The organism is Ruminiclostridium papyrosolvens C7 (genome assembly GCF_000421965.1).
GTDB lineage: Bacteria > Bacillota > Clostridia > Acetivibrionales > DSM-1351 > Ruminiclostridium > Ruminiclostridium papyrosolvens_A.
The window spans coordinates 101,837-125,790 of record NZ_ATAY01000063.1; the positions used below are offsets into that span (position 1 = coordinate 101,837).

At 34.6% G+C, this 23,954-nt stretch carries 25 protein-coding genes; 1 reads left to right on the plus strand and 24 read right to left on the minus strand.

The features are described 5' to 3' along the window. Positions 1 to 5: 5 nt before the first annotated feature. Positions 6 to 1,286, minus strand: a complete 1,281-nt coding sequence (locus L323_RS33670; protein ID WP_020816068.1) for an FAD-dependent monooxygenase — start codon at positions 1,284 to 1,286, stop codon at positions 6 to 8. Positions 1,287 to 1,577: 291 nt separating this feature from the next. Between L323_RS33670 and L323_RS33675 the strand changes: the two genes are divergently transcribed. Beyond that, positions 1,578 to 2,297, plus strand: coding sequence for a Ferredoxin-dependent bilin reductase (locus L323_RS33675; protein WP_020816069.1), 720 nt, complete (start codon positions 1,578 to 1,580; stop codon positions 2,295 to 2,297). A 122-nt stretch (positions 2,298 to 2,419) separates the two neighbouring features. Here the strand turns inward: L323_RS33675 and L323_RS33680 are convergent, their stop codons facing one another. From L323_RS33680 to L323_RS33790, 23 genes are all read right to left on the minus strand, one after another. Further along, positions 2,420 to 3,202, minus strand: a complete 783-nt coding sequence (locus L323_RS33680) for a nucleotidyltransferase family protein (RefSeq protein ID WP_020816070.1) — start codon at positions 3,200 to 3,202, stop codon at positions 2,420 to 2,422. A 42-nt stretch (positions 3,203 to 3,244) separates the two neighbouring features. Beyond that, positions 3,245 to 3,931: an ABC transporter permease gene (locus tag L323_RS33685; RefSeq protein ID WP_020816071.1), complete on the minus strand. Its 687-nt coding sequence runs from the start codon at positions 3,929 to 3,931 to the stop codon at positions 3,245 to 3,247. Further along, the gene (locus tag L323_RS33690) at positions 3,928 to 4,776 is read right to left on the minus strand and encodes an ABC transporter ATP-binding protein (RefSeq protein WP_020816072.1); all 849 of its coding nucleotides are present in this window, start codon (positions 4,774 to 4,776) and stop codon (positions 3,928 to 3,930) included. Before L323_RS33690 ends, L323_RS33685 begins: the two co-directional genes overlap by 4 nt. Next, a complete protein-coding gene (locus tag L323_RS33695) occupies positions 4,773 to 5,453 on the minus strand; it encodes a hypothetical protein (RefSeq protein WP_020816073.1) in 681 nt (226 codons plus the stop codon). The genes L323_RS33690 and L323_RS33695 overlap by 4 nt, the downstream gene beginning before the upstream one ends. A 25-nt stretch (positions 5,454 to 5,478) precedes the next feature. Next, entirely contained in the window at positions 5,479 to 6,702 is a 1,224-nt protein-coding gene (locus L323_RS33700) for a polysaccharide pyruvyl transferase family protein (protein WP_020816074.1), read from the minus strand. 86 nt (positions 6,703 to 6,788) lie between these two features. Next, a complete protein-coding gene (locus L323_RS33705) occupies positions 6,789 to 8,480 on the minus strand; it encodes a B12-binding domain-containing radical SAM protein (protein WP_020816075.1) in 1,692 nt (563 codons plus the stop codon). Positions 8,481 to 8,508: 28 nt separating this feature from the next. Beyond that, entirely contained in the window at positions 8,509 to 9,393 is an 885-nt protein-coding gene (locus L323_RS33710; RefSeq protein WP_020816076.1) for a radical SAM/SPASM domain-containing protein, read from the minus strand. A 12-nt stretch (positions 9,394 to 9,405) separates the two neighbouring features. After that, complete coding sequence (locus L323_RS33715; protein WP_020816077.1) at positions 9,406 to 10,314, minus strand: hypothetical protein; 909 nt, start codon at positions 10,312 to 10,314, stop codon at positions 9,406 to 9,408. Between the two features lie 30 nt (positions 10,315 to 10,344). Continuing rightward, positions 10,345 to 11,607, minus strand: coding sequence for a DUF6365 family protein (locus tag L323_RS33720; protein ID WP_020816078.1), 1,263 nt, complete (start codon positions 11,605 to 11,607; stop codon positions 10,345 to 10,347). Further along, the gene (locus L323_RS33725) at positions 11,604 to 12,275 is read right to left on the minus strand and encodes a hypothetical protein (protein WP_020816079.1); all 672 of its coding nucleotides are present in this window, start codon (positions 12,273 to 12,275) and stop codon (positions 11,604 to 11,606) included. The genes L323_RS33720 and L323_RS33725 overlap by 4 nt, the downstream gene beginning before the upstream one ends. Before the next feature lie 18 nt (positions 12,276 to 12,293). After that, positions 12,294 to 12,623, minus strand: coding sequence for an Os1348 family NHLP clan protein (locus L323_RS33730; protein WP_020816080.1), 330 nt, complete (start codon positions 12,621 to 12,623; stop codon positions 12,294 to 12,296). A 37-nt stretch (positions 12,624 to 12,660) separates the two neighbouring features. Next, positions 12,661 to 14,331, minus strand: a complete 1,671-nt coding sequence (locus L323_RS33735) for a B12-binding domain-containing radical SAM protein (RefSeq protein WP_020816081.1) — start codon at positions 14,329 to 14,331, stop codon at positions 12,661 to 12,663. Positions 14,332 to 14,335: 4 nt separating this feature from the next. Beyond that, entirely contained in the window at positions 14,336 to 15,586 is a 1,251-nt protein-coding gene (locus L323_RS33740) for a DUF6365 family protein (RefSeq protein WP_020816082.1), read from the minus strand. A gap of 3 nt (positions 15,587 to 15,589) precedes the next feature. Beyond that, a complete protein-coding gene (locus L323_RS33745; RefSeq protein WP_020816083.1) occupies positions 15,590 to 16,495 on the minus strand; it encodes a radical SAM protein in 906 nt (301 codons plus the stop codon). A 14-nt stretch (positions 16,496 to 16,509) separates the two neighbouring features. Next, positions 16,510 to 17,424, minus strand: a complete 915-nt coding sequence (locus tag L323_RS33750; protein ID WP_020816084.1) for a radical SAM protein — start codon at positions 17,422 to 17,424, stop codon at positions 16,510 to 16,512. Between the two features lie 2 nt (positions 17,425 to 17,426). Then, positions 17,427 to 18,413 (minus strand): radical SAM protein, encoded by a 987-nt coding sequence (locus L323_RS33755; protein ID WP_020816085.1) that lies wholly within the window; start codon positions 18,411 to 18,413, stop codon positions 17,427 to 17,429. 13 nt (positions 18,414 to 18,426) lie between these two features. After that, a complete protein-coding gene (locus tag L323_RS33760; protein ID WP_020816086.1) occupies positions 18,427 to 19,350 on the minus strand; it encodes a radical SAM protein in 924 nt (307 codons plus the stop codon). Then, positions 19,340 to 20,341 (minus strand): radical SAM protein, encoded by a 1,002-nt coding sequence (locus L323_RS33765; RefSeq protein ID WP_031342179.1) that lies wholly within the window; start codon positions 20,339 to 20,341, stop codon positions 19,340 to 19,342. Before L323_RS33765 ends, L323_RS33760 begins: the two co-directional genes overlap by 11 nt. A gap of 52 nt (positions 20,342 to 20,393) precedes the next feature. After that, entirely contained in the window at positions 20,394 to 21,290 is an 897-nt protein-coding gene (locus L323_RS33770) for a radical SAM/SPASM domain-containing protein (protein WP_020816088.1), read from the minus strand. A 56-nt stretch (positions 21,291 to 21,346) separates the two neighbouring features. Continuing rightward, entirely contained in the window at positions 21,347 to 21,952 is a 606-nt protein-coding gene (locus L323_RS33775) for a hypothetical protein (RefSeq protein ID WP_242835301.1), read from the minus strand. Positions 21,953 to 22,350: 398 nt separating this feature from the next. After that, positions 22,351 to 22,929, minus strand: coding sequence for a nitroreductase family protein (locus L323_RS33780; protein WP_020816090.1), 579 nt, complete (start codon positions 22,927 to 22,929; stop codon positions 22,351 to 22,353). A gap of 18 nt (positions 22,930 to 22,947) precedes the next feature. Next, positions 22,948 to 23,283, minus strand: coding sequence for a hypothetical protein (locus tag L323_RS33785; protein WP_020816091.1), 336 nt, complete (start codon positions 23,281 to 23,283; stop codon positions 22,948 to 22,950). 9 nt (positions 23,284 to 23,292) lie between these two features. Further along, positions 23,293 to 23,937, minus strand: a complete 645-nt coding sequence (locus L323_RS33790; RefSeq protein ID WP_020816092.1) for a DUF998 domain-containing protein — start codon at positions 23,935 to 23,937, stop codon at positions 23,293 to 23,295. Between the last annotated feature and the right edge of the window lie 17 nt (positions 23,938 to 23,954).

The following is a 23,954-nucleotide window of genomic DNA, read 5'->3' on the forward strand; positions in this document are numbered from 1 at the left end:
TCGCTTTAAAATGTCCCCGTTAGTGTCAATTGATTCATATTCAATATTTTGTTAAATACTTCAGGTCTTTCAGTTTTAATTTGATCCTTATTTTGTAAAATGGAATCCCAGATAAGCTTTGGGGTTTTATATTGGCTATATGTACCTTCCAGTGTTTTGCCTTCCACTAAAGAGAACAAGTAATCCAGTTCATCATCTGTATATGTCGGAACCAGTGCATAGCCTTGAGAAACTTTGAGATATTCATCACGGTTAAATTCAAAAGACTCATTCCACCAATTTGTATAATTTTCAAAGCCATTCTTACCATCAAGCTCACTATTTATAGCCTTTGCCGCATAATACCCACACATTAAGGCACCCTGTACCTCAACTTCAACAAAGGCGGCACTGTCCCCTATAGAGAGAACATTATCCGTATATGGCTTCTTCAGAGACATAAATGCTTTAACTGCACACCCATGAGTATCTATTACAGTTGCATTGACAAACTGGTTTTTAAGGGGACTGTTTCTAATAACGTTTTCAAAAATAGAGACAGGCCTCATATTTGCACTTCCGGATAGTGTTAATTCAACAGTATCATCGCCATATAAGCTTGGCCCTACAATTACTGCTGCATTGGAATGATATGCTTTTCCATAGTATAAGTTCCAGCTTTCAGGTATGTATCCAGATACCCCTTTAAGAATGTATTTTACAACGTGAGCTGTTGCAAATTGTTGTCGGTTTTTATTGAGACCGAATACTCCGGTTAATTTTGCATTGACGCCTTCAGCAATAATTGCTTTCTTTGCTTCAATGGTATAATGCTTATCATTGGCTTTTAGGGCTATTTTCACATGGTCTCCCATATCCGAACCTCCGTAAGCCAGAGTTGCCATTCGAATATCTACCCCAAGATTTTCACATTCTTTGCATAAGTCCTGAAGAAGCTTGTTCTTATCAAACTTAAGAGCAAATGGCTTCTTGTCAGGATGGGCAAAATGAATTTTATGCCCATGGGGAGAGCAATAGTATTTGTCAATAACATTTTTCAATTGCCCAGAATATTTAACCTGGAAATTATTCCTTTCAAAGATTATTTTTCCGTCATTTACATGGACAAATTCATTTTCATATCCATCATCCAGAATCATCTGTGCAGAACATGCACGTTTCAGGTGATAAAAGTTTTTATTTTTTTCAACTATTACAACCCCAAGCCCCATTTCGGCTGCTGTTTTTGCAGCCATAAGTCCTGCCGGACCGGCACCCACAATAATTAAATCCACTATTTTACTCATAAATTTATACTTCCCTTCATAACCAAAATTTTGGTATTATATGGTAAGTTGATGTGTAAGGGGTATTATATCACCTTGCAATTTAATTAACAAATATAGGAAAACCTTGATAATTACAGAAATAATTCAAAACTCTCAGCATCCCAATAACAATTGCTCATTATAGTTTTAACTTGCCAAATATGTTAAATAATTGAACTTATCAAAGCCAAAATATTCTGATATTATAAGAAGGTATGAATTAGTTAGGTAAGCAACCTATCTAAAATGAATGATTAAAGGAATGATTGTATGAGAGATAATTCTGTTTTTAGTTCTAATAAAAAAATGATTGAAAAAGAAATCAAAGATGGCCTGAATATTCTTAATAATAGTTATAAGCTTAATGAAATAAACTGTGGGCAGTTTTCCAATCTCCAGATACAAAATATAGCATATAATATCAAACAGTATGAAATTGTTGGTGTTGGTAATCTGTTGTTGATGGAATCAAAAGATTCACCTGAGCTACAGATGCTTTCTTTTGTTATAACACCTTACTATAAAAATTTACCTCTTTTCTCAAGCGACTATTTATTTATCGGGGAAAAACGGAATTTTTTAGTTGAGTATTATGATTTGGTAAGTGAAAAGGATTCGCTGTATAATTCATATCTTGACAAACTCCGGGCTATAAAAGATAAATATGAAGATTTACCTGATATGAAACTTAAAGAATGCTGGTATGACTCATTAAAAACTGTATGCATAGCCAAAAAAACTACAATTGCACAGGATGATATTATGCTTTCTATTTTCAATGAAAATTTACATACATTTATCGAAACAGAACAGCAAACTGATATTCTTACAGAAAGCGAAAAGAAGGTCAAATGCCAGATTACAAGAGATTACGTAAACAAGCTGGTTGATAGCGGAGGAGTATCTACAAATGTATTTAAGAATTCCATGGGTGCCGAATCTACAAAGAAATTCTTCAATGATGTTTTCTTTGGGACAGAAAAGTTTTAGTCTGCACAAGCCACTTTGAAAAAGTGAATAATATACAATCAGTTTAGTATTCATATATTTTACCTCCTAGCAAAAATCCCCCAAACCGTAGGTTGGGGGAACATAAAAACTCTCTAAATCAGCTAAAATGCATTCCCCGATTGACTCCAGATATTTTTTGCATCCTCCAGGCATGATATGTCATGGCAAAAGCCATCTTCAAAAGTGTACCCATATACATTTAGTTTACTCTCTATTGCTTTATAAAAAATATCGTACATTAGAAGCTCCTTATTGACGCTTGTACTATTACGTGTATTTTCAACATATTCAACCAATAAATTTAGAAAGCTGTCTTCCCATATTAATATATTCCAGGTATTGTTAGCTGACGGATTTTGAGGCTTGTCCTCTATTCTTATTACTCTGCCATCATCCCGCATAATTACAGGCCCCAACCTTTCAGCATGACTGGTTGGGAAAACCCCAAGTGTCAAATCAGCACCTTTTTTGGTATGAAATTCATAAAGTTGTTTAAAGCTATCTTGTGGATATATTATGGTATCCGGAAATTTCATAAATACTGTATGCCCCCTTAAAAATGGGGCTGATTCATTTATAGCATAAGGAATACCGTACTCATTGTTGCAAAGATTCTGATATACGAATGCAAAATTAGCTTTTGTATTGCCTACATAATAATCATTAATGCTCTGAATTATTGCTTCTTTTTCTTTGCTTACTGTACATATTATATCATTTGCTCCTCCAATAACCAGCGTCTGAATGGCATTTTCAATTAAAAGAACAACATCATTACCTTGTTCGCTTGGTACAAATACAGGCAATAATTCTTTCAATAGTCTAAAAGGCTTCATTCTCATACCACGCCCACCTGCTGGTATATAACCAATCAAAGGCTTCATAGCTATACCCCCTTGAAACTATTTATTTTATTTTCTTATGTATTAGTATTTTCTTCCAATTAATGTTAACCAAAATCCCAATCCTATAGTCCATGCCAATGATAAAATTGATTCCTTCAACAAAAAACATCCGTTCTGGATTAGATTATTAAGAACTTCCGTAATACCGATACTTGGAATAAAAACAAAGATATTGTACGTCCATCCCGGTAAAGTCTTATATACGGATACAATTAAGAATAGACTGACCATTACAGCAGCCGACACCGCTGAACCGTTTTTTGATGAACTTATTTTAAAGCCTATAATTGCACCTATTTCTACGAATATAATGCCTCCGATAATCATGGGTAGCAATAATTTTAGTATTACTAATTTAAATCCTTCATTTATAATAAATACAAGTATTTGTGAAAATATGGAGAATAATAAAATAGTTAAGCCCTTTGCCATCAATATCTGCCTGAAATTTAACGGTGAACACAGCAAAGCATCTATTGTCTTGCCTTCCCTTTCTTCAATAAGATTAGGCCCTGTCAGCATAATGCCTACCATCACTTGGGCAAACAAAATCCAAATAGAAAGAAGTAAAAAACCTGCATTTGACTTACTCATTGCAGCAGTAACAACCTTTGACATAAATATTGGCATAAGTATTACTACTATTATGGCAGGATTTTTTAATAAATCCTTAATTTCATGCTTCATTAATACGATTATCTGTCTCAACTTAATTCCCTCCCTGTTATAGTTGCAAATACTTCTGCCAGTGAATTTTCACCTTTTTTCATACTGACAATTTTATCATCGCTCATCAACTGCGCAATCTTTTTTTCTGTCTCATCAGTACCCATTGGCAAACTTTCTTTTACTAATTTATCTTCCTTCATATACTCAATGTAAACTTCTTTTTTACAATATTTGCTTTTTAAATTCTCGGGCTTATCAATAGCCGCCAATTTTCCATTATACATTATACCTACCCGAGTGCTTAATTCATCAGCATCATGCATATCATGTGTAGTCAATATAACTGTTGTCCCCTGTTTGTTAAGCTCTTTAATATAATTACGTATTAACGCTGCTGTATTTGGGTCAAGACCACTTGTTGGCTCATCAAGAACTACTATCTTGGGTTTATGCAACATGGCTCTTGCTATTAAAACTCTTTGCTTCCACCCTTTTGATAGTGTACCAACTTTTACATCTTGCTGACTGCTTAACTGTAAATCCTCCATAACCTTGTTAACCTGAGAATCACTTACTCCATACAAATCGCCAAAAAGCTTCAGATTTTTTTTTATGGAAGATCTCACATACAGGTTTGGAAGCTCGAATACCACTCCTATATCCGTATGAACTTTCTTTTTTTCTGTAAGAACGTTATGACCATTTACCCATATTTCACCTTGCGTAGGTTTCAGTAAACCAATCATCATTCTTATAGTAGTTGTCTTACCTGCTCCATTCGGGCCCAGAAAACCAAACAATTCCCCTTGTTCAATTGTAAGAGACAAGTCATCTACCACTTTTTTGTTATTATAATATTTATAAACATTTTTAAGCTCTATCACAAATAATCACTCCTTAATTTAGTAACATTTTGATGCCCCTGATTGTCACTGGTAAAATACTTTTTAGCCAATATCTTTACTTTACTTTCTATTTCATAATCATTGGCATTATGAATCTTTTTCATAAATTCCTGAATTCTGGCAAACAAGTATTTCTTTAATATAGGAAATTTTATAGTTCCAATTGGAATAGCTTTTTCTCCTTTAGCTAAAAAATCAACACATTTTTGCCGATCTTCTTCTATAATAAAAGCATACTCTGCACGACATATGTACGGAAATATAAAATACGCTTCTTTTTGTTCTGTACAATCCTGCATTTGCAACAAGGCATCCAGAGTTTCCAGCAATTCTTCATCGTATCGTACAATTTCACTAATTGAAAGAAGGACATTAGCTTTAAGAGCATGAACCAACCAGTAGTCAGGAATAATTTTTAATACTCTCTCATACGCCTCAAAGAATACATCTACGTTTTGGGTAGACAAGGAGTTTTCTTTTTTCGAACTCTTAATCATATTCAATAACCCATATGCGAAAGCCGCTTCGGCATTATTAGGATTATCTATGTAATATTTCTCCATCTGAGCCTCAATTCTTTCAGATCGTGAAGGAAAATTGCTCATTAGGATTATTGTATTAAGTAATTCTTCATCATTTTTATCAAGATATTTCAATACATTCGCCCCTTTAGTATAATAATTACTTATCCAGAGATAGAGACTTTATCATCATATGAAGGTGTTCCAAAGCCTTTGCCTTTTGTTTTTTAGTAACAGCACTCCATCTATCTTTAGTTTCAGGAGAAAGCAAATATGTAATCCGTTGTGTAAGTCGTTTTGATATATTGTTGCTTTGTGGTATTTTAGCAAAACTCCTTAATTGTGGCTCACCACATATTTCAATAATAGGTGAAAAATAGAACTCTTCAAGTTCTGATTCCCACATCAAGTCTCGCAGCTTACTTCCTAGTGTTTCGTTTCCAAGATAGCAATCCAATGCAAGAGTTGGAACGCTTTGCGCAATGGCGGAAATAATGCTGTGATACCTCATTGATAAGTATGCATCCATCCGACCAACCAGAAGCCATATCTGAGTTGGAGTCAATTTTTCAGTAACAAGGTATGCATCGGGACAAAGGTCGGCAAGTATCTTACATGCAGCACCATCATCATACATTTCTCCTACAGGAAAAATAATTATTTTAGCGCCTTCCGAAATACTGTGCTGGAGTTGGTTCAAAGTTTTTGCAAGCTCCTCCAAGAATTGCTTCAGTGGTGGTCGTGTTATTTCCGAACCAATGGATATTCCTATAAGATACTTGTTTTTGTCGAGATTATACTTTACTTCAATCTCATTTATAAGTTCCGGGCAACTCATCTCCATTGCAGTAACTAAAGAAGGCACACGATTTATCATCTCAGTTGCGCATCCCGCCAGCTCAAGCAACCGCTGAGTGGTTATTGAACGGACACTGGTATAATCAATAATTTCTGTAGCTTCTTTAATTTTAAGATACCATTCGGACAATTTTTTATCATTTAATGGCGACCATATACTTCCAACTGCATTCCAGGCTGTTTTGGGAAGCCTTTCATGTTTTATTTGGGAACCATATAGAAGAATTGGGTCATACTCCGGAAGAGGTACTAGAAGCCCACCTCCACCCATTATCAGTGCATCATAATCGTAAATACTTTCCCAAAATTCTTCTTTTAACAAATATGCAGGCTGCGTAATACACTCTAATGGTCCTCTTCGCTGCTGTCCCAGTAAAGAACGAGCCATTGTTGATAAATTTATGGAGAAACATGAAATATCAACATCACCCAGCTCTTTTTCAAGTAAGGATTTTGTTGCCATGGCCTCTAAATTATCACCAGTATTATTAATGCCAAATAACCCTAGCAATCCGATTTTTTTCATTATCATTACCTCTATGATATGTACAGGTAGTGTATTTTTATGTATATTCTACCTTTTATGTAATTAAATATCAACACGCATTTTTTTTAAAGCCTCTGTATACCCTGTAGATCACTCATTTTTATAACTCCTTGCTGAACATACTTCATTGCTTCCTGCATTAGTTTTCCATCCATAAGTTTTTTGGTCCTCTTAATCTTCTCCACAGTATCATTAAATATTTGCTGTGAATCCCTTTGGCCTATTTCCCTGAAATTATATACCTTAATCATGTTGTTATAGTGTATTGGGTTTTTTCCATTCTTAAAAAGCTGTAAATCCCTTGTAAGTATGTCCTCCCATGTAATATCAGAAAAAACTTCTATATTGTACTTTTCAGGGTATCTGAACATTTCACTTCCCGGCATAGGTATATAGTGGTTAATGGTCATAAAGCTGATTTTCTCCAGATTTCTCTTAAGGTAATTATAGCTTTCTAGAAAATCCTCCTGTCCTTCTGTAGGCATACCAAGTATAATTTCCAGTTCAGGCCAGATACCAATTTCATTACACCAACTCATAACCTGCTCAGCCTGTTTCAAATCAATCTTTTTATTTATCCTTTTTATCAGGCCTTCACTTCCGCTTTCCATTCCAAATACCAGTTTACGACAACCGGCCTTATACATTAATTTAATTATTTCGTAGTCAGTATTATCAAAGCGGGCACAATCAGACCAGTAGATATTGAGATTATTTTCAATAATCCCATTACAAAGCTCTCTTATATATCTCTTACTCAGATTAACCGCATTATTAATGAAATAAAAATATGGTGTATTATATTTTTGTTTTATTATCTTTAACTCCGAAATTACCTGCTCAACTTTAGCAATAACAGGAGTTGGCGATTCAGGATCACTCTCAACACAAAAAGCACAGTTATAGGGACAGTTATAATTAAATATGTAGGGAATAATAAGAGTTTTTTCATAGCCTTCCTCTGTCGGCTCACTTTTATTTCTTAAAGGCTTAGTGAATGCAAATGGATATCGGAATAATGAAATCATGTTTTCATCATATCCATCCTTTTTAATGCAATTATAATAATCCTTTAATTTGAGTCCATCAAAATCAGGCATAACAATACGACGTTTTTCCGATGGATTCGCAACAAGGTTCCCAGAGGAATTTAGATAGCACAAGCCGTTTATCTTATGAATTTCTTCATCCCCTTCGTTATTTCGCAAAGCCTGTATAAGCTTATATAGAGATTCCTCTCCAGGCCCTATGATAATATACGGAAATCTTTTTAGCCATACTTCAAACAGTTCATCATATATAGGCCGGTAGTTTATCATAGAGGACAAATTAAATCCCCCAAACACTAAAGGCTTTTGCCAATGCCTTTCTATGTATTCACCAAAAATTAAGCCTGCAAAAGTCTGTACCCAAGAAAGATGAGGTCCAACAGATAAAGCAACCATGTCATATTTCGCTATGTTAATATCTTTTAACATAGTCTGTACAAATTCATCAAAAAACTGGTTATCTCCCCCGTTTATATAATTAAAAACAGCTTCCTTATCAAAAAATCTTTCAAATTCACTATGTTCAATCCCGGATCCGCATTTTTCCTCCATTAGGGGAAGTAAATCAAATTGGTCAACATCTATTCCCCGCTGACGAAGATAGCCGGTAATAATACCAAGTGATAAAGGTAGAATTCTTGTCCCTACGGCACCAAAAAGAGCATCCTCACTAGGCATTTGTATTAGGCAGAACGAATCAATTTTCATTTTGATTTCTCCTTTCAACTATCTCACATCATGTATTGGAATAAATCAAATCCTTCAAGTTGTGATATTGCTTGCATTTCACACAGAAGCGACCTGTTCTAAACTCTTCATATGAACGTTTATCCCACATTTTTTGGAAATCATCATGAAATAAATTACCAACCTGTGGGCGACCGCAATAATAATCACAGCAGGTATATACATTTCCATTCTTTGATACTACTGCAATAGGTGCATCATTAAAGGTACACTTCGCCTCAAATGGCCCTTCATAGGCGATACCCGCTTCTTTTAATCCCTCTTCAAGGCTACACAATTTAGTATCAATGTCATTAATATTAGCTTTTACCCATCTTGATTGTCCTAGAGGAAAACCTATTTTAAAACGTTTAACCTTATACTTTATTGCCATCTCCTTCAAAGCATCCAGTTCTTCCATGTTTTCCTTAACTAAGGTACAATTAAAAGCGATATTAGTGTTGTACTTTAATGAGTTCTCCAGATTATTAAGCAGAACATCAAACCTATAGCTACTGCAAACCCTTTTCATTTCCTTTTCAGATGCACCATCTACAGAAAAAGAAACAGCATCTATATTGCCATGCGCCATAAGTTTCTCATAATCAATAGGAACAGAACCATTTGTTACAAGTACAATCTTTTTGTCACTGAATATCTCCAGTATCTGATAAAAATTTTTATGAACCAATGATTCACCTAAGCCGCAAAGGGCTATATAATCGAACTTGGAAATATTATCTTTGATTGCAATAATTCTTTCTATTGGTAAATCTGAAGGGTCCTTTATCAATTTTCTGGCAACACAGTAGCTACATGCAAGATTACACTTTGTGGTTATTTCGAATAAAACCATTTGCGGTATTCTCTTGTAAAAATCAGTTTTTGTATTCATTCCATCTCCTCACTATGCAAGAGATTCACATAGCACTCTTCGCCTTATATGGACAGGTGTTTTTACGCTTCCTTCCTGCAAGGCTATGTAGCTCTCCAACATTGTACCTCTCTCAATATCATGGCTGTCTAAGCTGACCCAGAGCTGACCATGATAATAGGATGTTCCGTTTCTTTGAATATTAGATGCATTTTTTTCCTGCATTTTAACCTGTGAGTAATCACAGTAATAGTCAAAAACAGCACAAAACTTATTATTAGCCTTTCCGTACCCCGTAAATTTCAAATAAAAATTGCCATTTCTAAAAAATGAATTATCCGAATACAGACCAAGTCCTATTTTAGCATCTTGCGTATGCTCCAATTCCGGTGGTGTAATTTTTACCCACTGGTCAAGGTTCCAGCCTTTATTGGTATACGAATGTACATATATATATGATAAATAATTATCAAATGCCAATATGTCAAAAGTCTGCATAACTGCAAGATATATTGAGGGTAGCTTTGGAAGTCCACTAAAGGTTTTTTCAATGGAATCAAAACACTTTTTATAATCTTCAGAATTTACAATATTTCTATTCTTGGCTTTTATCTCCTCTAGCCGTTCATTTGATAAAATCATATGTGAATAGAATTCCCTCTTTTGCATAAATGTCCAGTCTATTGATACATCCGGCTTTTTAGGCAACTTGTTTGTAAATGACATTGTATCCCACTTGTTTGTAACAAAGGCAATAGCATCCTGGTAAACATGATTGATAACTCTTGTAAATCTTGAGTCAAGTTGCTGACGTTTGTATACTTTACCCATTGAATTCAGATATAAGTTATCCATTCGTATTTTGAATGCCCGGCTGTCCTGAGGCTTAAAATGTTTTTCGATTATCAGCGGTTTATCTAATATGTTATATAAACTTTCCAACCCGGTTCACCCCTTAATAAATGGTTTTTATTACAAGTTTTCTAATGAATCAATCACATCAGCTGATGACGGCAACTGTAAAATCTTATTAATATACATATTTTGTTTATGCTGAAGACTTATTCGAGAATCTTTGTCGCTAATATATGTTCTTAAAGCATTCAATGTCTTACCTTTCTGAAATATCGATGTAGATATAAAAGTATCAACATATTCATTATTCTCAAGTACACTGCTTAAAAAATTAAACCATCCAAAAGGAAACAACCTATACGGATAAGCAACCTTAACGTCATTTGCCATTTCCTGATACCAATCTGGCATTTTCAAAAGCTGTTCCGAAATTCTGGAGAAATTAACCAGCTTATCATTTTGCAAAACGATAGAGGGCACTGAAGCATACACTGCCTTAGCCAGTGTAGATGATATTATATTAGTTGTTAGGAACAAGTCCGAGGCCCCAAGATACTTATCAAAGTCTTGAGGATTTATATGATTAAAATGAAAATATTTTATGTGTTTTTTATTACCTGATTCTTGCTCCCAACTCCTTGGTCCCACATGGATTATTGTTACCTTTTCATCAAGTTCAGCTAAATAATGCATTATCATTTTGGGACACCAACAAAGTAAATTTGATAGAGCCGGCAACCTGTTTACATTCAGGTTTTCCCAATCTGAATTTGCCATGAAGATTACTTTCTCCTGACCAGAAGGTCTAAAAGCAGACTCAAATTCAAGCCTTTCAGGTTTTGTCATACCTTCTGGTCTATCATAGAAATATGTAAACTTCACTTTTTTATCGGCTGGTTGCAGTTTATTTATTGGACAATACCTGATTACAAAATCACACTGCCTTATATAATCAGGCAGTGTAGCCCTATATCCACCATAGTAGTCTTGAACATAATTTGTAGAATCAAATTCATAGCTGTCAAAGCTTCCAAAAGGGACACCATATTCTCTGAAAGTCTCCATATTAACACCTGACCACGTCGATGAGTACCAAAGAGTATATACATCTGAGGCTATAACATAATCAGGTCTGAATTCAGACATTAGCCTGTCTGTAATAGCTTTATTGACCAACTTGTCCTCCGACATGGAGTTTGCTCCTGTCTGCTTCAAAACTACATGTTTAATTCTGTTTTGCTCCAGATAATTCTGGCCCTTGGCTGAAGTTAGAAAGCAAATTTCAAACTTGTTTGGCGGAAGCCTTTTACAAAATTCAAATGCAATGGTGAACTCTCCTGCCGAAAGGTGTCCTAATGTAACAAACAGTATTTTTTTCATAACCATTCCTTCTCGATTGATTGATTAAAAGCTATATCATCGGGGAAAAATTCTCTGCCCAATTCCATAATCATTAGTGCCAGGGCCCTCTCGTTTGAGCGAACCAGTCTTTTGAGGAAATCCTTGAAGGGCATAGAGAAATAATCATTCAAATATTTGAACCCAACAGGCTTTTTAATAACGTTTTTTCTTGCCTCTTCAATTAGCTTTAAAGCACCATCAGGGTTATTACAGGAAAAATTGTAATCAGCATAAATTATGTATGGAACTATAAAGTAAGGCTGCTGTTTTTCTGACATCTGCTGATCCGATATCAGTTTTTCCAATATTCTTACCAGTTCATCCTCATCCCTCATAACCTCCGGTAAGGCAAGTAAAAGAATGGCTTTAAACATCCAAACCAGCCAATAATCAGGTGCAATACGCAGTGCATCATTATATGCTTCAAATATTAGCTCTATTCTTTCACTTCCAATAGTAGAATTTTTCACTCTGGAAGTTATAAGGAAGTTATAAAAACCAAAGCTGAAAGCTGCCTCGGGGTCATCAGTATTTTTCTTGTAATTCTTTTCTAATTCGTTCAGAATTTTTTCAGAATTGACTGGAAAATTAAAAATCAAGTTGATTGTCTTTATCAGCTCTTCATCCTTTTTGGTTATATATCGCATCCTAAATACCACCTATTCTTATTTTTTATCTTCATCCTCATCTAATAAGTCATCACCCTCAAAGGTGTCAAATTCATCAAGACTTGCACCCTCGTCAGGTGTATATACAGCAGCATCAGCAGAAAAATATTCTTCAATGTTATCTGGAGAAAGATTGTCCAGATCTTCCGGGCTTAATGATTTAATAAGTATTTTCTGAACTTCTGTAAGTTCATATCCTTCCAGGGCTGTATCAGGATCTTCAATTAATTCTTGTTTGAAGTCTTCGTCTGATAAAATGCGTATTATCACCATCTTTATTCCAGAGCTATCTTCCTGCATTTCCATACCATTCTTCTCATCCATCATTATTAAACCTCTCCTATCTGTTTTTTAATTTAATTATTTATGATTTTTGCTCAAGAATACGGTAGACGTATTCCACTTCTGCAAATTCTTTATTTTGCAAATTATTCAAAGCCTTTATATATGATTTTGTTTTATCTGCAACCTCTTTATAGTTGCGACCACCAATTTCGTTATATTTATAAACCTTGAAATTTCCTGTTTGTTTACCCTTCATCTCCTTAAAATATTTCCAGCTTCTTTCAAGGATTTTACTATAGCTTATTACATTCCTTATTAATTCTATATTATAACGTTCAGGATAGCGGCCTATTTTACTGTTGGGTACTACAAAGAATTCGTTAATTGTCATGTAGTTGATATATGGCTTATTTTTAGTTACGTATTGTACCGTTTCCTGAAAATCTTCATCCTTTTCTTGAGGCAAGCCTGTTATAACTTCTAAATCAGCTATAATCCCCAGCTCCTTACACCATTTCAAAACTCTTTCTCCATGGGAAAGATCAATTTTCTTTTCCACCAAATCAATAAGCTTCTGGCTTGCTGTCTCAAAACCAAATACCAATTTCTGGCACCCTGCGTCCCTCATCAGCTTTAATCTTTCAAAGGTAAGATTGTTAAATCTGGCACAGTCAGACCATTTAATATCTATTCTTCTATCAATTATGTGATTACAAAATTCGTCAATAAACTTTCCGGAGGCATTGGCAGCATTATTAAAAAAATAAAAATAACTAGTTTTATACTTTTCAATGAGGCCTTCAATATCATCTACTACCTTATGAGCCTCTCCGATAATTACCCTTTTTCTGTCTTCATCACTCTCAGAACAGAAAGCACAAGCAAAGGGGCAATGAAAATTAAAAATATAAGGTAAAATGAGCTTATCCATATATTCAGGTCTGGGTCGCTTTTTTCTTACCGTACTTACGTACTGAGTCAGAAAGAATGGCCACTTGAAAACCTGTAATAGATTTTCCTCTTCCACTTTTTCATTCCATTTTCCGTTATAGCTGGGATTTTTTATTTTCGAATAATAATTTTCCATAGGCAGATTGCACCAGTCCGGACACACCACAACCGGCTCATGCTCAGGATTCATATAAACCTGCCCATCCTTTAGGTATACCATTCCATCAAGTTCATATATGGATTTCTGCATTTTACCATTCAAAACTTGTATTAGTTCTGCTATTACAACTTCTCCGGGTCCCTTTATTATATATGGGAAAACTTCAAGTATAGTTTTGAGCAACTCATTAAAAGTATCCTTAAAAATACCCAGATATGTAATGTTGTTTCCTCCAAGAATAACCGGAATTTTATATTTCTGCTCGATATAATTTGCTAAAAGAAAAGCACTATGAAGTTGGAAAAATGAGAAGTCTGCTCCGCAGGAGATTCCTATTACATCATAATCTTTAATTGAAACCCCTTGAAGTAATTCCTCTGCAAAGAGATTTACTTTATCGTTTTCTTCTCCCTTTAAGCACTTTAGAACAGTGTCTTTGTCATATAGAAAAGCAAATTGCTCATCATTTCTATAAATTTTAGCTAAAGCTGAGTTCAAATCATAAAGTTCAACGTCATAACCTTCATTTTTTAAATATCCGGACAGAATTCCAAGGCTCAAAGGTGGAATATTTGTATATCCATGAGGAGATATCCCCTTCTCACATGGTGCCAATAAAAAACCAATTCTTTGAATCATATGTTTATTCCCTCCTTTCATTTATTAGTGAATCTATAATACTTCTTACATCGGGCAAGCTTTCAAGTGTCTTCTTGTAACGATCTGCACTTTGCAGCAGTTCTTCCCTTTTTTCCTCACATTCCAGTACTTCGTGTATTTGCCTCATTGAATCTATTACATTAAATTGCTCAAGGCGTATAAACGTCTTCATATAAGAATTTCCTTTTACCAATGGAGCTAGGAACTTATACCATCCTACCGGAAACATTCTGTATGGATAACATCTCTCAAGATTTTTGAGAAGCTCGTCTACAAATGGTACCGGTTCAAATGTAATCTTCTCTTTATCAAGCGGTTTCTCAGCTGAGAAGAAAATAGAATTTTCAAAATTTGCTGACGGTATACCCGACAACACAGCCCTTGCCAATGAAGTTGCAGTGATGTTTCTGGATATAAAAAGGTCTGTTGCCAGCAAATACTCATCAAAAACTTCCGGTGGAAGCTGATTTAAAAAAACTAGTCCATCCTCTGGATTATTTGAGAAACCTCCCTTAGCCCCTACACATATCACAGTATACGTTTTTGTAAGTTCTTGCATTATATGGTAAAATACTTGGTTATTTGCGTTTACAAAGGCTATAACATCAGTATATTGCCTGTATGATTCCTGCCATGCTGCGGAAGTAAACAGTATCATCTTTTTACTAACTGGCAAGCCAAGCTTTGCTTTCCACTTATCCGTACTATAAATATCGTATGGCAGAGTATCTGTTGTAAGTTGATAATGGTAAGTTTCTTCACGATATCCACTGTTAGGGTTAACTATAGGGCATGGACAAAGTCTGAAACCGTACTTGCGTATGTCTATATCACCGAATTTCGCTGCCTTAAATCCGTAGGTATCCATTTGCTTACCGGTAATCACCCAGTCAAAGTCATCAAATGTTCCAATCCTACCTGAGAAAACTTCCAAGTCTCCGGGAGTCAAACCATAATGAGCTTCGCAAAAATTATAGTTGAGAAAGTCTGCAAGAATTACCAGTCCGGGATGATACATATGCTCCAAATCCCGCATTAAAAGCCTGTTAACCTTCCCATTTCGCGGTATTAGCGTAGTATACGTGAACTTATATTTATTCATTATTTTTTCATGGGAAGGAGGAATTAAGAAGTAAGGTATATATCCCGATTCTCTCACTCTTGCAGCAAATTCACAAGCAATTGTGACCTCACCGTATGCCCAAAAACTAGTGACTATAAATAATATGTACATTGTTTAACCCTCAATATTTTGTACTGCCTTAAATTCATCCCATTCATAAAATTCAAGATATTCTTTATATACACCACCACAGCTCTTATTGAAAATGCACATTTTACATTCTTGTCCCTGTTTCTTTGTCTCCTTTTCCATAAAAGTAGCATAGTCTTCAAGAACAAAATTATGAAATAGTAGCTTAAATTTGTTTTCATCCCACGGAATTTGGTACTTTTCATACCCTGGAATTATGCAAGGCGGAAAGCCCTCCAAAGTAACAACTTTATTACTTTTAGCGCAGGCATCAACCATTTTATAAACTGACTGCACCATTTCTGTATAGCGTGGTGTTACCTTATGGAAGTTTTGGTACGCTTTTCCTACAGGATGAATAGCTGATATATTAACATGATCCACTCCGGCATTTAATACGAGTTCTGCAATATCGGTAAGGCTGTCTATATTGTCTTTGTAGACCACTGTATTTGTACGAACCTTTGCCCCCAGAGCTTTAACGTTTACTATTCCTGCCATTGCCTCCTCAAAACTTCCCGGAATCTGTGTAACAAAATCATGTTGAGCAGCATTCTTACCATGGACTGAAACTACAAAAAGCTTAACCCCTTTGTCATATAGCTTTCTTGCATACTCTATGTCAGCAAGTTTTCGTGCATTTGTTTGAAGGCTTACCTGTGGATACCCTAATTCCTGTATTTTTTTCAGAATTTCCAAGAAATCATCAAGTACGGTAGCTTCGCCTCCATGAATATTTACAGATTCATATCCCTTGTTGGCATTTTCCTCTAAAAATTTATAGAGAACCTTTTTATTCACACCTTCTCGCTTTTCCTTATGGGAATTTACAACACAAAAAATGCAGGAATTATTACACTGATCAGTTAAATGTACACTTATTGATCTCATGCTATTTTCTCCTTTCAATTCAGTACCTCAAAAAGATTCCTTGCCAGACTGCATTTCAGACAAAATTCACTGTCTGACAGCAGTGGCTCTGCCCTTCCATTCCATAAGACCTCCAGGTCTTCTTCAAATATATTTCCAAGCTTTTTTCCTTTGTGCATTCCATTGCAGCACGGATAAAAGTCCCCGTTAAGCTGTATGTTGGGAATTATACAGCCACCGGAATTGCATGACAGCCGGTAGAATTGATTAAAAACAATATTATTTCTTTTTGCCACTTTGATAGCTTCTTTAATGTTTTTATTTATACTCTCTTTATTGGCTTTTACAAATTCTTCATTTCCAATCGGTAGCTCATAATTTACAGCCAATAGTTTATGTTTTGCTGCGAACTCAACCAATAGCGGTATTTCATCTATATTCAGTTCTGTTATGGTAGTGTTAATTATACCTGCTATATTGGGATATTTTTTGAGTTCTGACAAATTTTCCACTAACACATTGAAGTTGTAGCCGGGGCAAATAGCTTTGATTTTTTCTTCTTTTGTAGCATCAATGGAAAAAACCAATAGCTCAACGTTCCGTTCACGGTTCAACTTCTTAAAGTCAATAGGTACAGCTCCATTTGTTATAATAGATACTTTTAAATCCTTTTGTCGCCAGATCATATTGTATATATCCACATAGCAGAAGGATTCCCCGATTCCGCAAATTACGAGTTTTTTAACACCTTTAAGTTGTGCACGAAGCATTTCTAAATTTTCCAATGGAAAATCCCTCGGGTGGTTTTTATCCCTTGTACAGTATATACAGTCCAGCTGACATCGAGTGGTTACTTCAAGAGATATTGCCTGAGGTACTTTGGATACCAGCTTACTTACAGGCCCTATGTACTTTTCAATAAAATCGGAGGCATATTGTATAGCATTCATATTCAGTCAAGCCTTTCCTTTATATGAGTCAAAAAATAATCCAGCTTTTCTCTATCATCCAATAGCTCTTTACAAATCTCACAGGCACTTGTATATTGCTTTTCTATCAGTTCATTTGAAAAATTACTCTGTAAAAATATCTCCACCAGTCCCCTTGGACCATATTTTTTAAAGAATCTGTATATGTTGCTGGATTTAAAACTTTTATGCAATTCTAAAAGTCTTTTTTCTTTCATATTCCCAAGGTAAAAACATTTTGTATTTTTTGAACGGCTTGATTGGCAGCAGGCGCTTACGCTTCCATTGTTATCAACAAAGTAATTACCTATACCGCAATAAGCAGGTACTTTAGATGGTGTTTTAAAAAGCTGGGAACGCTTTATTTTTTGTGAATCTTCATCATCAAAGGGCATTGCCTTTACTGATTGAATCAGGATTTTATCTCTGTATTCTTTATATATTTGATTTATCTCCTTAACCTCAGAGCTTTCTACATATGTAACATTTATAACTACAAATTTGCCTGTTGCTATTCCTGCTTCAATTGCATTTTTAACTATACTTGCATTGATATATTCCAAATGATATTTATCTGAGCTGATTATTAATAAATCCAATCCCGGCATCTCTTCAAGAACAGCAATACCCTCTTCAACTGTCTTTGCCCATAACCCATTTGTAACCACTCCTGCAAACATGTCTAATTCATTAAGCTTTTTTATATAGGTATTAAGACTTTGTCGCACCACAAATGGCTCTCCCCCGACAAAATGTACTCCCTGAATCCCACATTCATGTATCTGATCAATCCATTCCAGTACATCTTCTTCACTAGCATCTGCGCTCATTTTTCTAATATTGTTTGCTACACAGTGCCTGCATTGGGCATTACATTTCATAGTCGGACTTATATATACCCCTCCGTTAAGAATCTGCATACATTCTATTGGATTTGCACTTTTAAAGAGAGCCTGAATTTTGTTTGACACAAAAACTCCTCCTCTATGTTGTTAAAATTTTACTAATTATATATTTTCGTAATTTATTGCTTTCAAGGACACTTATACAGAAATCACATTCACAGGTATACTCTTGCTGACTGAATTCCTGATAGTACGGGCTGTTCACTAGAAACTTGCCAAGGCCTCTTGGTCCTTGTTCCTTCATTACACAATACAAAGGGTTTCTTATAAAATTCTTTAGTAAAAGCGATAAGCTTTCCTTTTTCATGTTTCCGACATAGAAAAGAGGTTCTTTCGATAAAATAGAATTGCAACAGGCATGAACATCCCCATCCATATCAACTAAAAAATTATCTATCCCACATACAACAGGAAGTTTAGTTATTTTATCTTCAAGGCACCATCTCTCTACCGGTAGGCTCTTAGCAGCTCCAATGGGCATAAGCATATGTGTATTTATAAAAACTGAATTTTTATATTCACTATATATATCCCAAATCTTCTTTTTATCTTCCTTAGAGGAACAGGTTGCATTCATGGCAATATTTATATTCAGCTGAATACAAGCGTTAAAAACGTTTTTAATTATCTCACTGTCTATGTATTCCATATGAAATAAATCACTGCTTACTAATATAGAATCAAGTCCTTTTATTGATTTTAATAATTCAACCGCCCTTTCAAAAGTTGTTGCCCAAAACCCATTTGTAATAATACAGCTTTTCATGCCTAGCTCATGTGTCTTCTTGCAGTATAGTATCAAGTCATCAACATAAAGAAACGGTTCTCCTCCGACAAAAGTAGCTTCTGAAAAATCAGCTTCTGATGCATCCTCCAGCCACTTTAAAATATACGAAGGTTCAGCCTTCCTACCATCATTCAAAGTTTCTGCATTACTGCAATGACGGCATTTTACATTACATTGATTACATATATTAAAAATAAGATTCTTATTACGTTTCATACGTATTTTCCTTTTCAGACAATCTTTTCAGTATATATTCGTAACATAAGGAACGGTTAAGTATATCAACACAAAGCTCACATTCACTGGTATATTTACTGTTCTTAAATAAATCCTGATACTGACTTCCAGCTATTAATTTCAGTAATCCTCGCGGCCCCTTTTCCTCCAGCAATTTGTATATTGCGTTATTACTCTTGTTCTCCATAATTTCTGAAAAACTGTGTTTATTCAGATTTCCAAGATAAAGGAATTTTGTATCCAGTCCAAGTGTAGCCATACAGCATGCATTCACTCCACCCTGACAGTCTACAAAATGATCCCTGACTCCACAAAAGTCACTGACAGCCTCAGGATCTTGAAATAAACTGAACTTTTCCAATTCTCTATCAAGTGCATTTGCCGCTCCTGCTCGTATTACCGGACTTATATTTACAAAAACCTTTTTATATTCTGAAAACAATTCTTTAATTTTCTCTCCATCTTTCATGTTTGCACATACAGAATTTACGGCAACAAACCTTTTTAGCTTCAAGGATGCTCTTATCAAATTATGGATATTCTTAATATCTATACACTCAAGATGATACAAGTCTGTACTTATTAGAATGTTTTTAAGTGCAGGCAGGGAATTAAGTATATCGGTTGCTTCCTCTTCACTTTTTGCAAAAAAGCCATTGGTTGTAACCCCCGGAGTCAATCCCAATTTATCTGCCTTTTCAGTGTAGCGTCGTAAGTCATCTATCAATAGAAATGGTTCACCACCCACAAAATTAATGGCTTTGTAATTAGACTCTGCCACCTTTTCAATCCAATTCATTACTTCTTCGGGACTGGCTTCGCCTAGCACCGTTTTTCCACCAATGTTAATACAATGCCGGCATTTTGCATTGCACTGATTCGTTATATTTATAAAAACCGTGCTATTTTTTATTTTCATTTTACGCATTATTGAATCCTCAATGCCTGTCATTTTACTCCTTCTAAGCATTAACTGCCTGCTTATGTTAAATCCTTATTTTTGATCGCACTCTTAGACTTGGTTACTTATCCTTAAATTCTAATCTGCAGTTTGATAAGAATTTGCACTCTTTACAAGCTTCACCATTTTGAAAAGCTCTGTAATTCTCTGATAACCATATATCGCTAAAACTCATATCATCAATGTTTCCAACTTTTTTATCAATGTAAAGAGTTTCGGCACAGGAAAACACATCACCATTGATTGCCATATAGGGAGTAACCCATTTTAAATAAACACAGCAAGTTGTATACGGATCTGCAAAATAAAGTCCGTATTCAGCAGCCTTTTTAGCGGCACATTTTAATATATTATTTATTTCTTGTTGGTTGTCGTCTATGAATTTCTCGTTACCCCTTGGAAAAGAAAAATGAATTGTTCCAAACCCTCTTTGACGAGCGAAATCAACAAGTTTCAAAATTTCTTTTAGATTGTGTTCATTAAGTGTACAGTTTAGAACCCGATTAATTTTTACCTTATTTTCTTTATAGTATTTGTCATACTCATCAAGATTTCTAAGGAGACTTTCAAGTTTATATCTTCCACTTATCTGGTTCAGTACCTCTTGCTCAAGTGCGTCTATAGAAAATATAAGCATTTCTACATTTCCGTTTGCATTAAGACGCTTATAATCGATTGGTATTGTTCCATTAGTAACTATGCTGAATTTTTGTGCTTTATTGCCCTGAACCAGATTATAAATTTCCGGATATAAAAAGCTCTCACCTATACCGCATACAATAATTCTTTCAAACTGCTCCAGTTGCGTTGATATTTTCTCCAGCAATTCAGCAGATAAATCAATATCGCCAATTTTCTTTGCTTTTTTTGTACAATATATACAATCAAGGTTACATCGCGTAGTTACTTCCAAAGACAACACTTTTGGCTGGTTTTTCAATGCTTGACTCAATTTCATATACTACCTCCGATTAAAGCCAAAATTATCATTCACTTTTTGGTCAATGTGGTTGATTATATCCTTATTTTTAAGTCTTCTGAGTGATTTAGTTTTCTAGATTCTTTTTCAAAATAAATCATACAAATTTTTTCCAATTTGAAAGCAAGTCCTGTCTGTTCCGAATAATATAACCGATAATATAATTCCTTCGCAGGTATAAAAAAATGACAATTTAATGGTTTGAATGGGATTTCCTTTTGTGGAGCCATTTTTAATACGTATTCAAGGTATTGGGATACGTTTTCGAAGTTATTTTTGTCATACCAATATTGTGCGTAAAAAATATATGGCAAAACAAAATACGGTTCTTTTCTTTCTGCTTTACTTTGAATTTCAATTAACAAATCCAGATTACTGATAATCTCGTTTTCATTTACCATTCCTAGCGGTAATTTACTGTATAGAAGGATTTTTAATATATGTACAAACCAATCATCCGGTTCTATTACTAAAGCTTTGTTATAAATTTCTATGACTTCAAATATATCTGAATTTGCCAGATCCTCACCCTGTACTAAAGAGGTGATTTCAAAATATTTGAAAAAACCATAAGTGATTAATAACTCATAGTCTTCAGGGTTCTCTGAATACTTTTTGACAAGTTTTTCGAAAAAGTACATCTTCCGACCCGGGAATTTCATTATCATATTTACTACCTGCAAAATATTTATATGAAACTCATCTATATATTTCAATATAATCAGTCTCCTTGGTAAACAATAATCTTCTTTTAGCAGTTCATCAGATTAGTATTGTCAAAATATGTAAACAGATTTTCCCTATTTTTTTATATTATATACAATTTATGTAATAATTTGATATCAAATACTATTATATTACTTATTTTAACATATTGTCAACTATATGGCAAAACTGTAATTGATTTATCTAAGCTTTATACTTATTACCCTTTTTTGAAAGTTCAGTGAAAAAAAATAGCTAAAACTTCAGGTAATTTAACACCCTAAATTTTAGCTTTTATAGATACTATTATCGAATTGTTTAATTTCATGGGTTATCAGATAATGTGTATTACATCTTTACGAGGAGCAGCCGGCGCGGGTTCCTCTGCCGCATAACCTATTACAACAGACCCATATATAATATGATTTTCCGGGATTCCCAAATCCGTCATTAGTTCACGAATCAAAGGCATATTAGTAAGCCCCGGCAATTGGTTTAGCCAGCATGAGCCAATGCCAAATGAGTGTGCTGCCAGCATCATATTACCAATGGCCAATGCTGAATCCGGCATTGCGTTTCCGTTGTCTTTCAAATTAGAGACAATAATATAGGTAGGTGCATTATACAGGAAGTTGGAGTTCTCGTCTTCTGCTTTTTTAATAAGGCTTACAATATAAGGATGGGTTTCCGCCACTACCGGAATAGTTAATAGGGTTTGACGGATAGCCTCATTGACCTTTTTCATTGTATCCGCATTTTGAATGGCAGTAAATTTCCAGCTCTGCATCCCCATTCCGCTTGGGGCATAGCTTCCTGCCAATAGAATCGTGTTTAAATCTTCTACAGGTATCTGCTCCTTTTTATAGTTTCTTACGCTTCTTCTTGTTAACATATTTTCTATTATTTTATTCATTGTAAGTCTCCTTTAATTTTATTTCTTTATACCGCCAAACATAGCCTTTAAAAATTGTGATGTACTTTGCATCTTCATAGGCTTTTGGTCTGCACTATAAGGGGATGTATTATCATAAACGGAAGAGAGTTCTTTTCCTTCCTTTGAATATGCTTTGATAGCAAATTTTGAGCCCCTTAAATTGCTCATTAATATATGCCATACCCTAACACCACCGCTTCCTGATATTTCTGCACCCCTTTTGATATTTCTGCTAAGTTCTGTTACGCTGATTTTATCTATTTGGGGATTTGTTATTGCTCCGAAATTTTCACTATCGACCTCCATAACAAAACGATAGTAATATTTTACCATAAAATTGGATTACACTAAACCCTTGTACTTATTATCTAAAAAGGTGTAATAGTATGACAAGATAAACATAAGTATCTGTATTGAGTAAATCACTAATCGCTCTGTTAATCCCAGGATATCTAATTTCAAGCTCATAGAAATGGGATTAAACATTCCGAAAATGGTAATAAGTACAGCCATAACTAAAGTAAGTTTCCCCAAGTTCTTCATTCTTTCCTGCTTTAAATACCCCAATGAGATCAAAAAAGCAGATGCAATTGTTGTAAATACTACAATAACCGTCACAATAATATGCATAGTATTTTGAAAGTTCATCTCTGCTTTATCCTCAGTTAGAGGAAACAAACTATAACCAAACAGTGATGTCAGTTGCATTATAATCAAAATTATATATCCGATTCTTAACATGATATGGTATTGTCTGAATGATTTTATAATCAAGGCTATTACCATTAAAACCATACAAATACCATAAATAAAGCTTAATATCTTTAGCAATTGTGCGTTAGGTGCTCCATCTGCTGTAAGTGAACTAATATCTGTTGTAATCGGATTATATTCTTTCCATAAAATATTTCCCAAAATAGTATGTGCAAAATAAAATAGAACTCCGACCATGCCAAGGGGCATTAAATACTTATCAATCTTTTTCATTATCTTGTAACCTCATA

What these genes read in the sequence shown, in the direction of transcription:
- L323_RS33765 (WP_031342179.1), bottom strand. Translation starts at nt 20,341, where the DNA reads ATGCTTAGAAGGAGTAAAATGACAGGCATTGAGGATTCAATAATGCGT.
- L323_RS33775 (WP_242835301.1), bottom strand. Translation starts at nt 21,952, where the DNA reads ATGTACTTTTTCGAAAAACTTGTCAAAAAGTATTCAGAGAACCCTGAA.
- L323_RS33670 (WP_020816068.1), bottom strand. Translation starts at nt 1,286, where the DNA reads ATGAGTAAAATAGTGGATTTAATTATTGTGGGTGCCGGTCCGGCAGGA.
- L323_RS33680 (WP_020816070.1), bottom strand. Translation starts at nt 3,202, where the DNA reads ATGAAGCCTTTGATTGGTTATATACCAGCAGGTGGGCGTGGTATGAGA.
- L323_RS33725 (WP_020816079.1), bottom strand. Translation starts at nt 12,275, where the DNA reads ATGCGATATATAACCAAAAAGGATGAAGAGCTGATAAAGACAATCAAC.
- L323_RS33770 (WP_020816088.1), bottom strand. Translation starts at nt 21,290, where the DNA reads ATGAAATTGAGTCAAGCATTGAAAAACCAGCCAAAAGTGTTGTCTTTG.
- L323_RS33710 (WP_020816076.1), bottom strand. Translation starts at nt 9,393, where the DNA reads ATGAATACAAAAACTGATTTTTACAAGAGAATACCGCAAATGGTTTTA.
- L323_RS33730 (WP_020816080.1), bottom strand. Translation starts at nt 12,623, where the DNA reads ATGATGGATGAGAAGAATGGTATGGAAATGCAGGAAGATAGCTCTGGA.
- L323_RS33780 (WP_020816090.1), bottom strand. Translation starts at nt 22,929, where the DNA reads ATGAATAAAATAATAGAAAATATGTTAACAAGAAGAAGCGTAAGAAAC.
- L323_RS33760 (WP_020816086.1), bottom strand. Translation starts at nt 19,350, where the DNA reads ATGAAACGTAATAAGAATCTTATTTTTAATATATGTAATCAATGTAAT.
- L323_RS33785 (WP_020816091.1), bottom strand. Translation starts at nt 23,283, where the DNA reads ATGGTAAAATATTACTATCGTTTTGTTATGGAGGTCGATAGTGAAAAT.
- L323_RS33705 (WP_020816075.1), bottom strand. Translation starts at nt 8,480, where the DNA reads ATGAAAATTGATTCGTTCTGCCTAATACAAATGCCTAGTGAGGATGCT.
- L323_RS33790 (WP_020816092.1), bottom strand. Translation starts at nt 23,937, where the DNA reads ATGAAAAAGATTGATAAGTATTTAATGCCCCTTGGCATGGTCGGAGTT.
- L323_RS33720 (WP_020816078.1), bottom strand. Translation starts at nt 11,607, where the DNA reads ATGAAAAAAATACTGTTTGTTACATTAGGACACCTTTCGGCAGGAGAG.
- L323_RS33675 (WP_020816069.1), top strand. Translation starts at nt 1,578, where the DNA reads ATGAGAGATAATTCTGTTTTTAGTTCTAATAAAAAAATGATTGAAAAA.
- L323_RS33740 (WP_020816082.1), bottom strand. Translation starts at nt 15,586, where the DNA reads ATGTACATATTATTTATAGTCACTAGTTTTTGGGCATACGGTGAGGTC.
- L323_RS33735 (WP_020816081.1), bottom strand. Translation starts at nt 14,331, where the DNA reads ATGATTCAAAGAATTGGTTTTTTATTGGCACCATGTGAGAAGGGGATA.
- L323_RS33745 (WP_020816083.1), bottom strand. Translation starts at nt 16,495, where the DNA reads ATGAGATCAATAAGTGTACATTTAACTGATCAGTGTAATAATTCCTGC.
- L323_RS33750 (WP_020816084.1), bottom strand. Translation starts at nt 17,424, where the DNA reads ATGAATGCTATACAATATGCCTCCGATTTTATTGAAAAGTACATAGGG.
- L323_RS33700 (WP_020816074.1), bottom strand. Translation starts at nt 6,702, where the DNA reads ATGAAAAAAATCGGATTGCTAGGGTTATTTGGCATTAATAATACTGGT.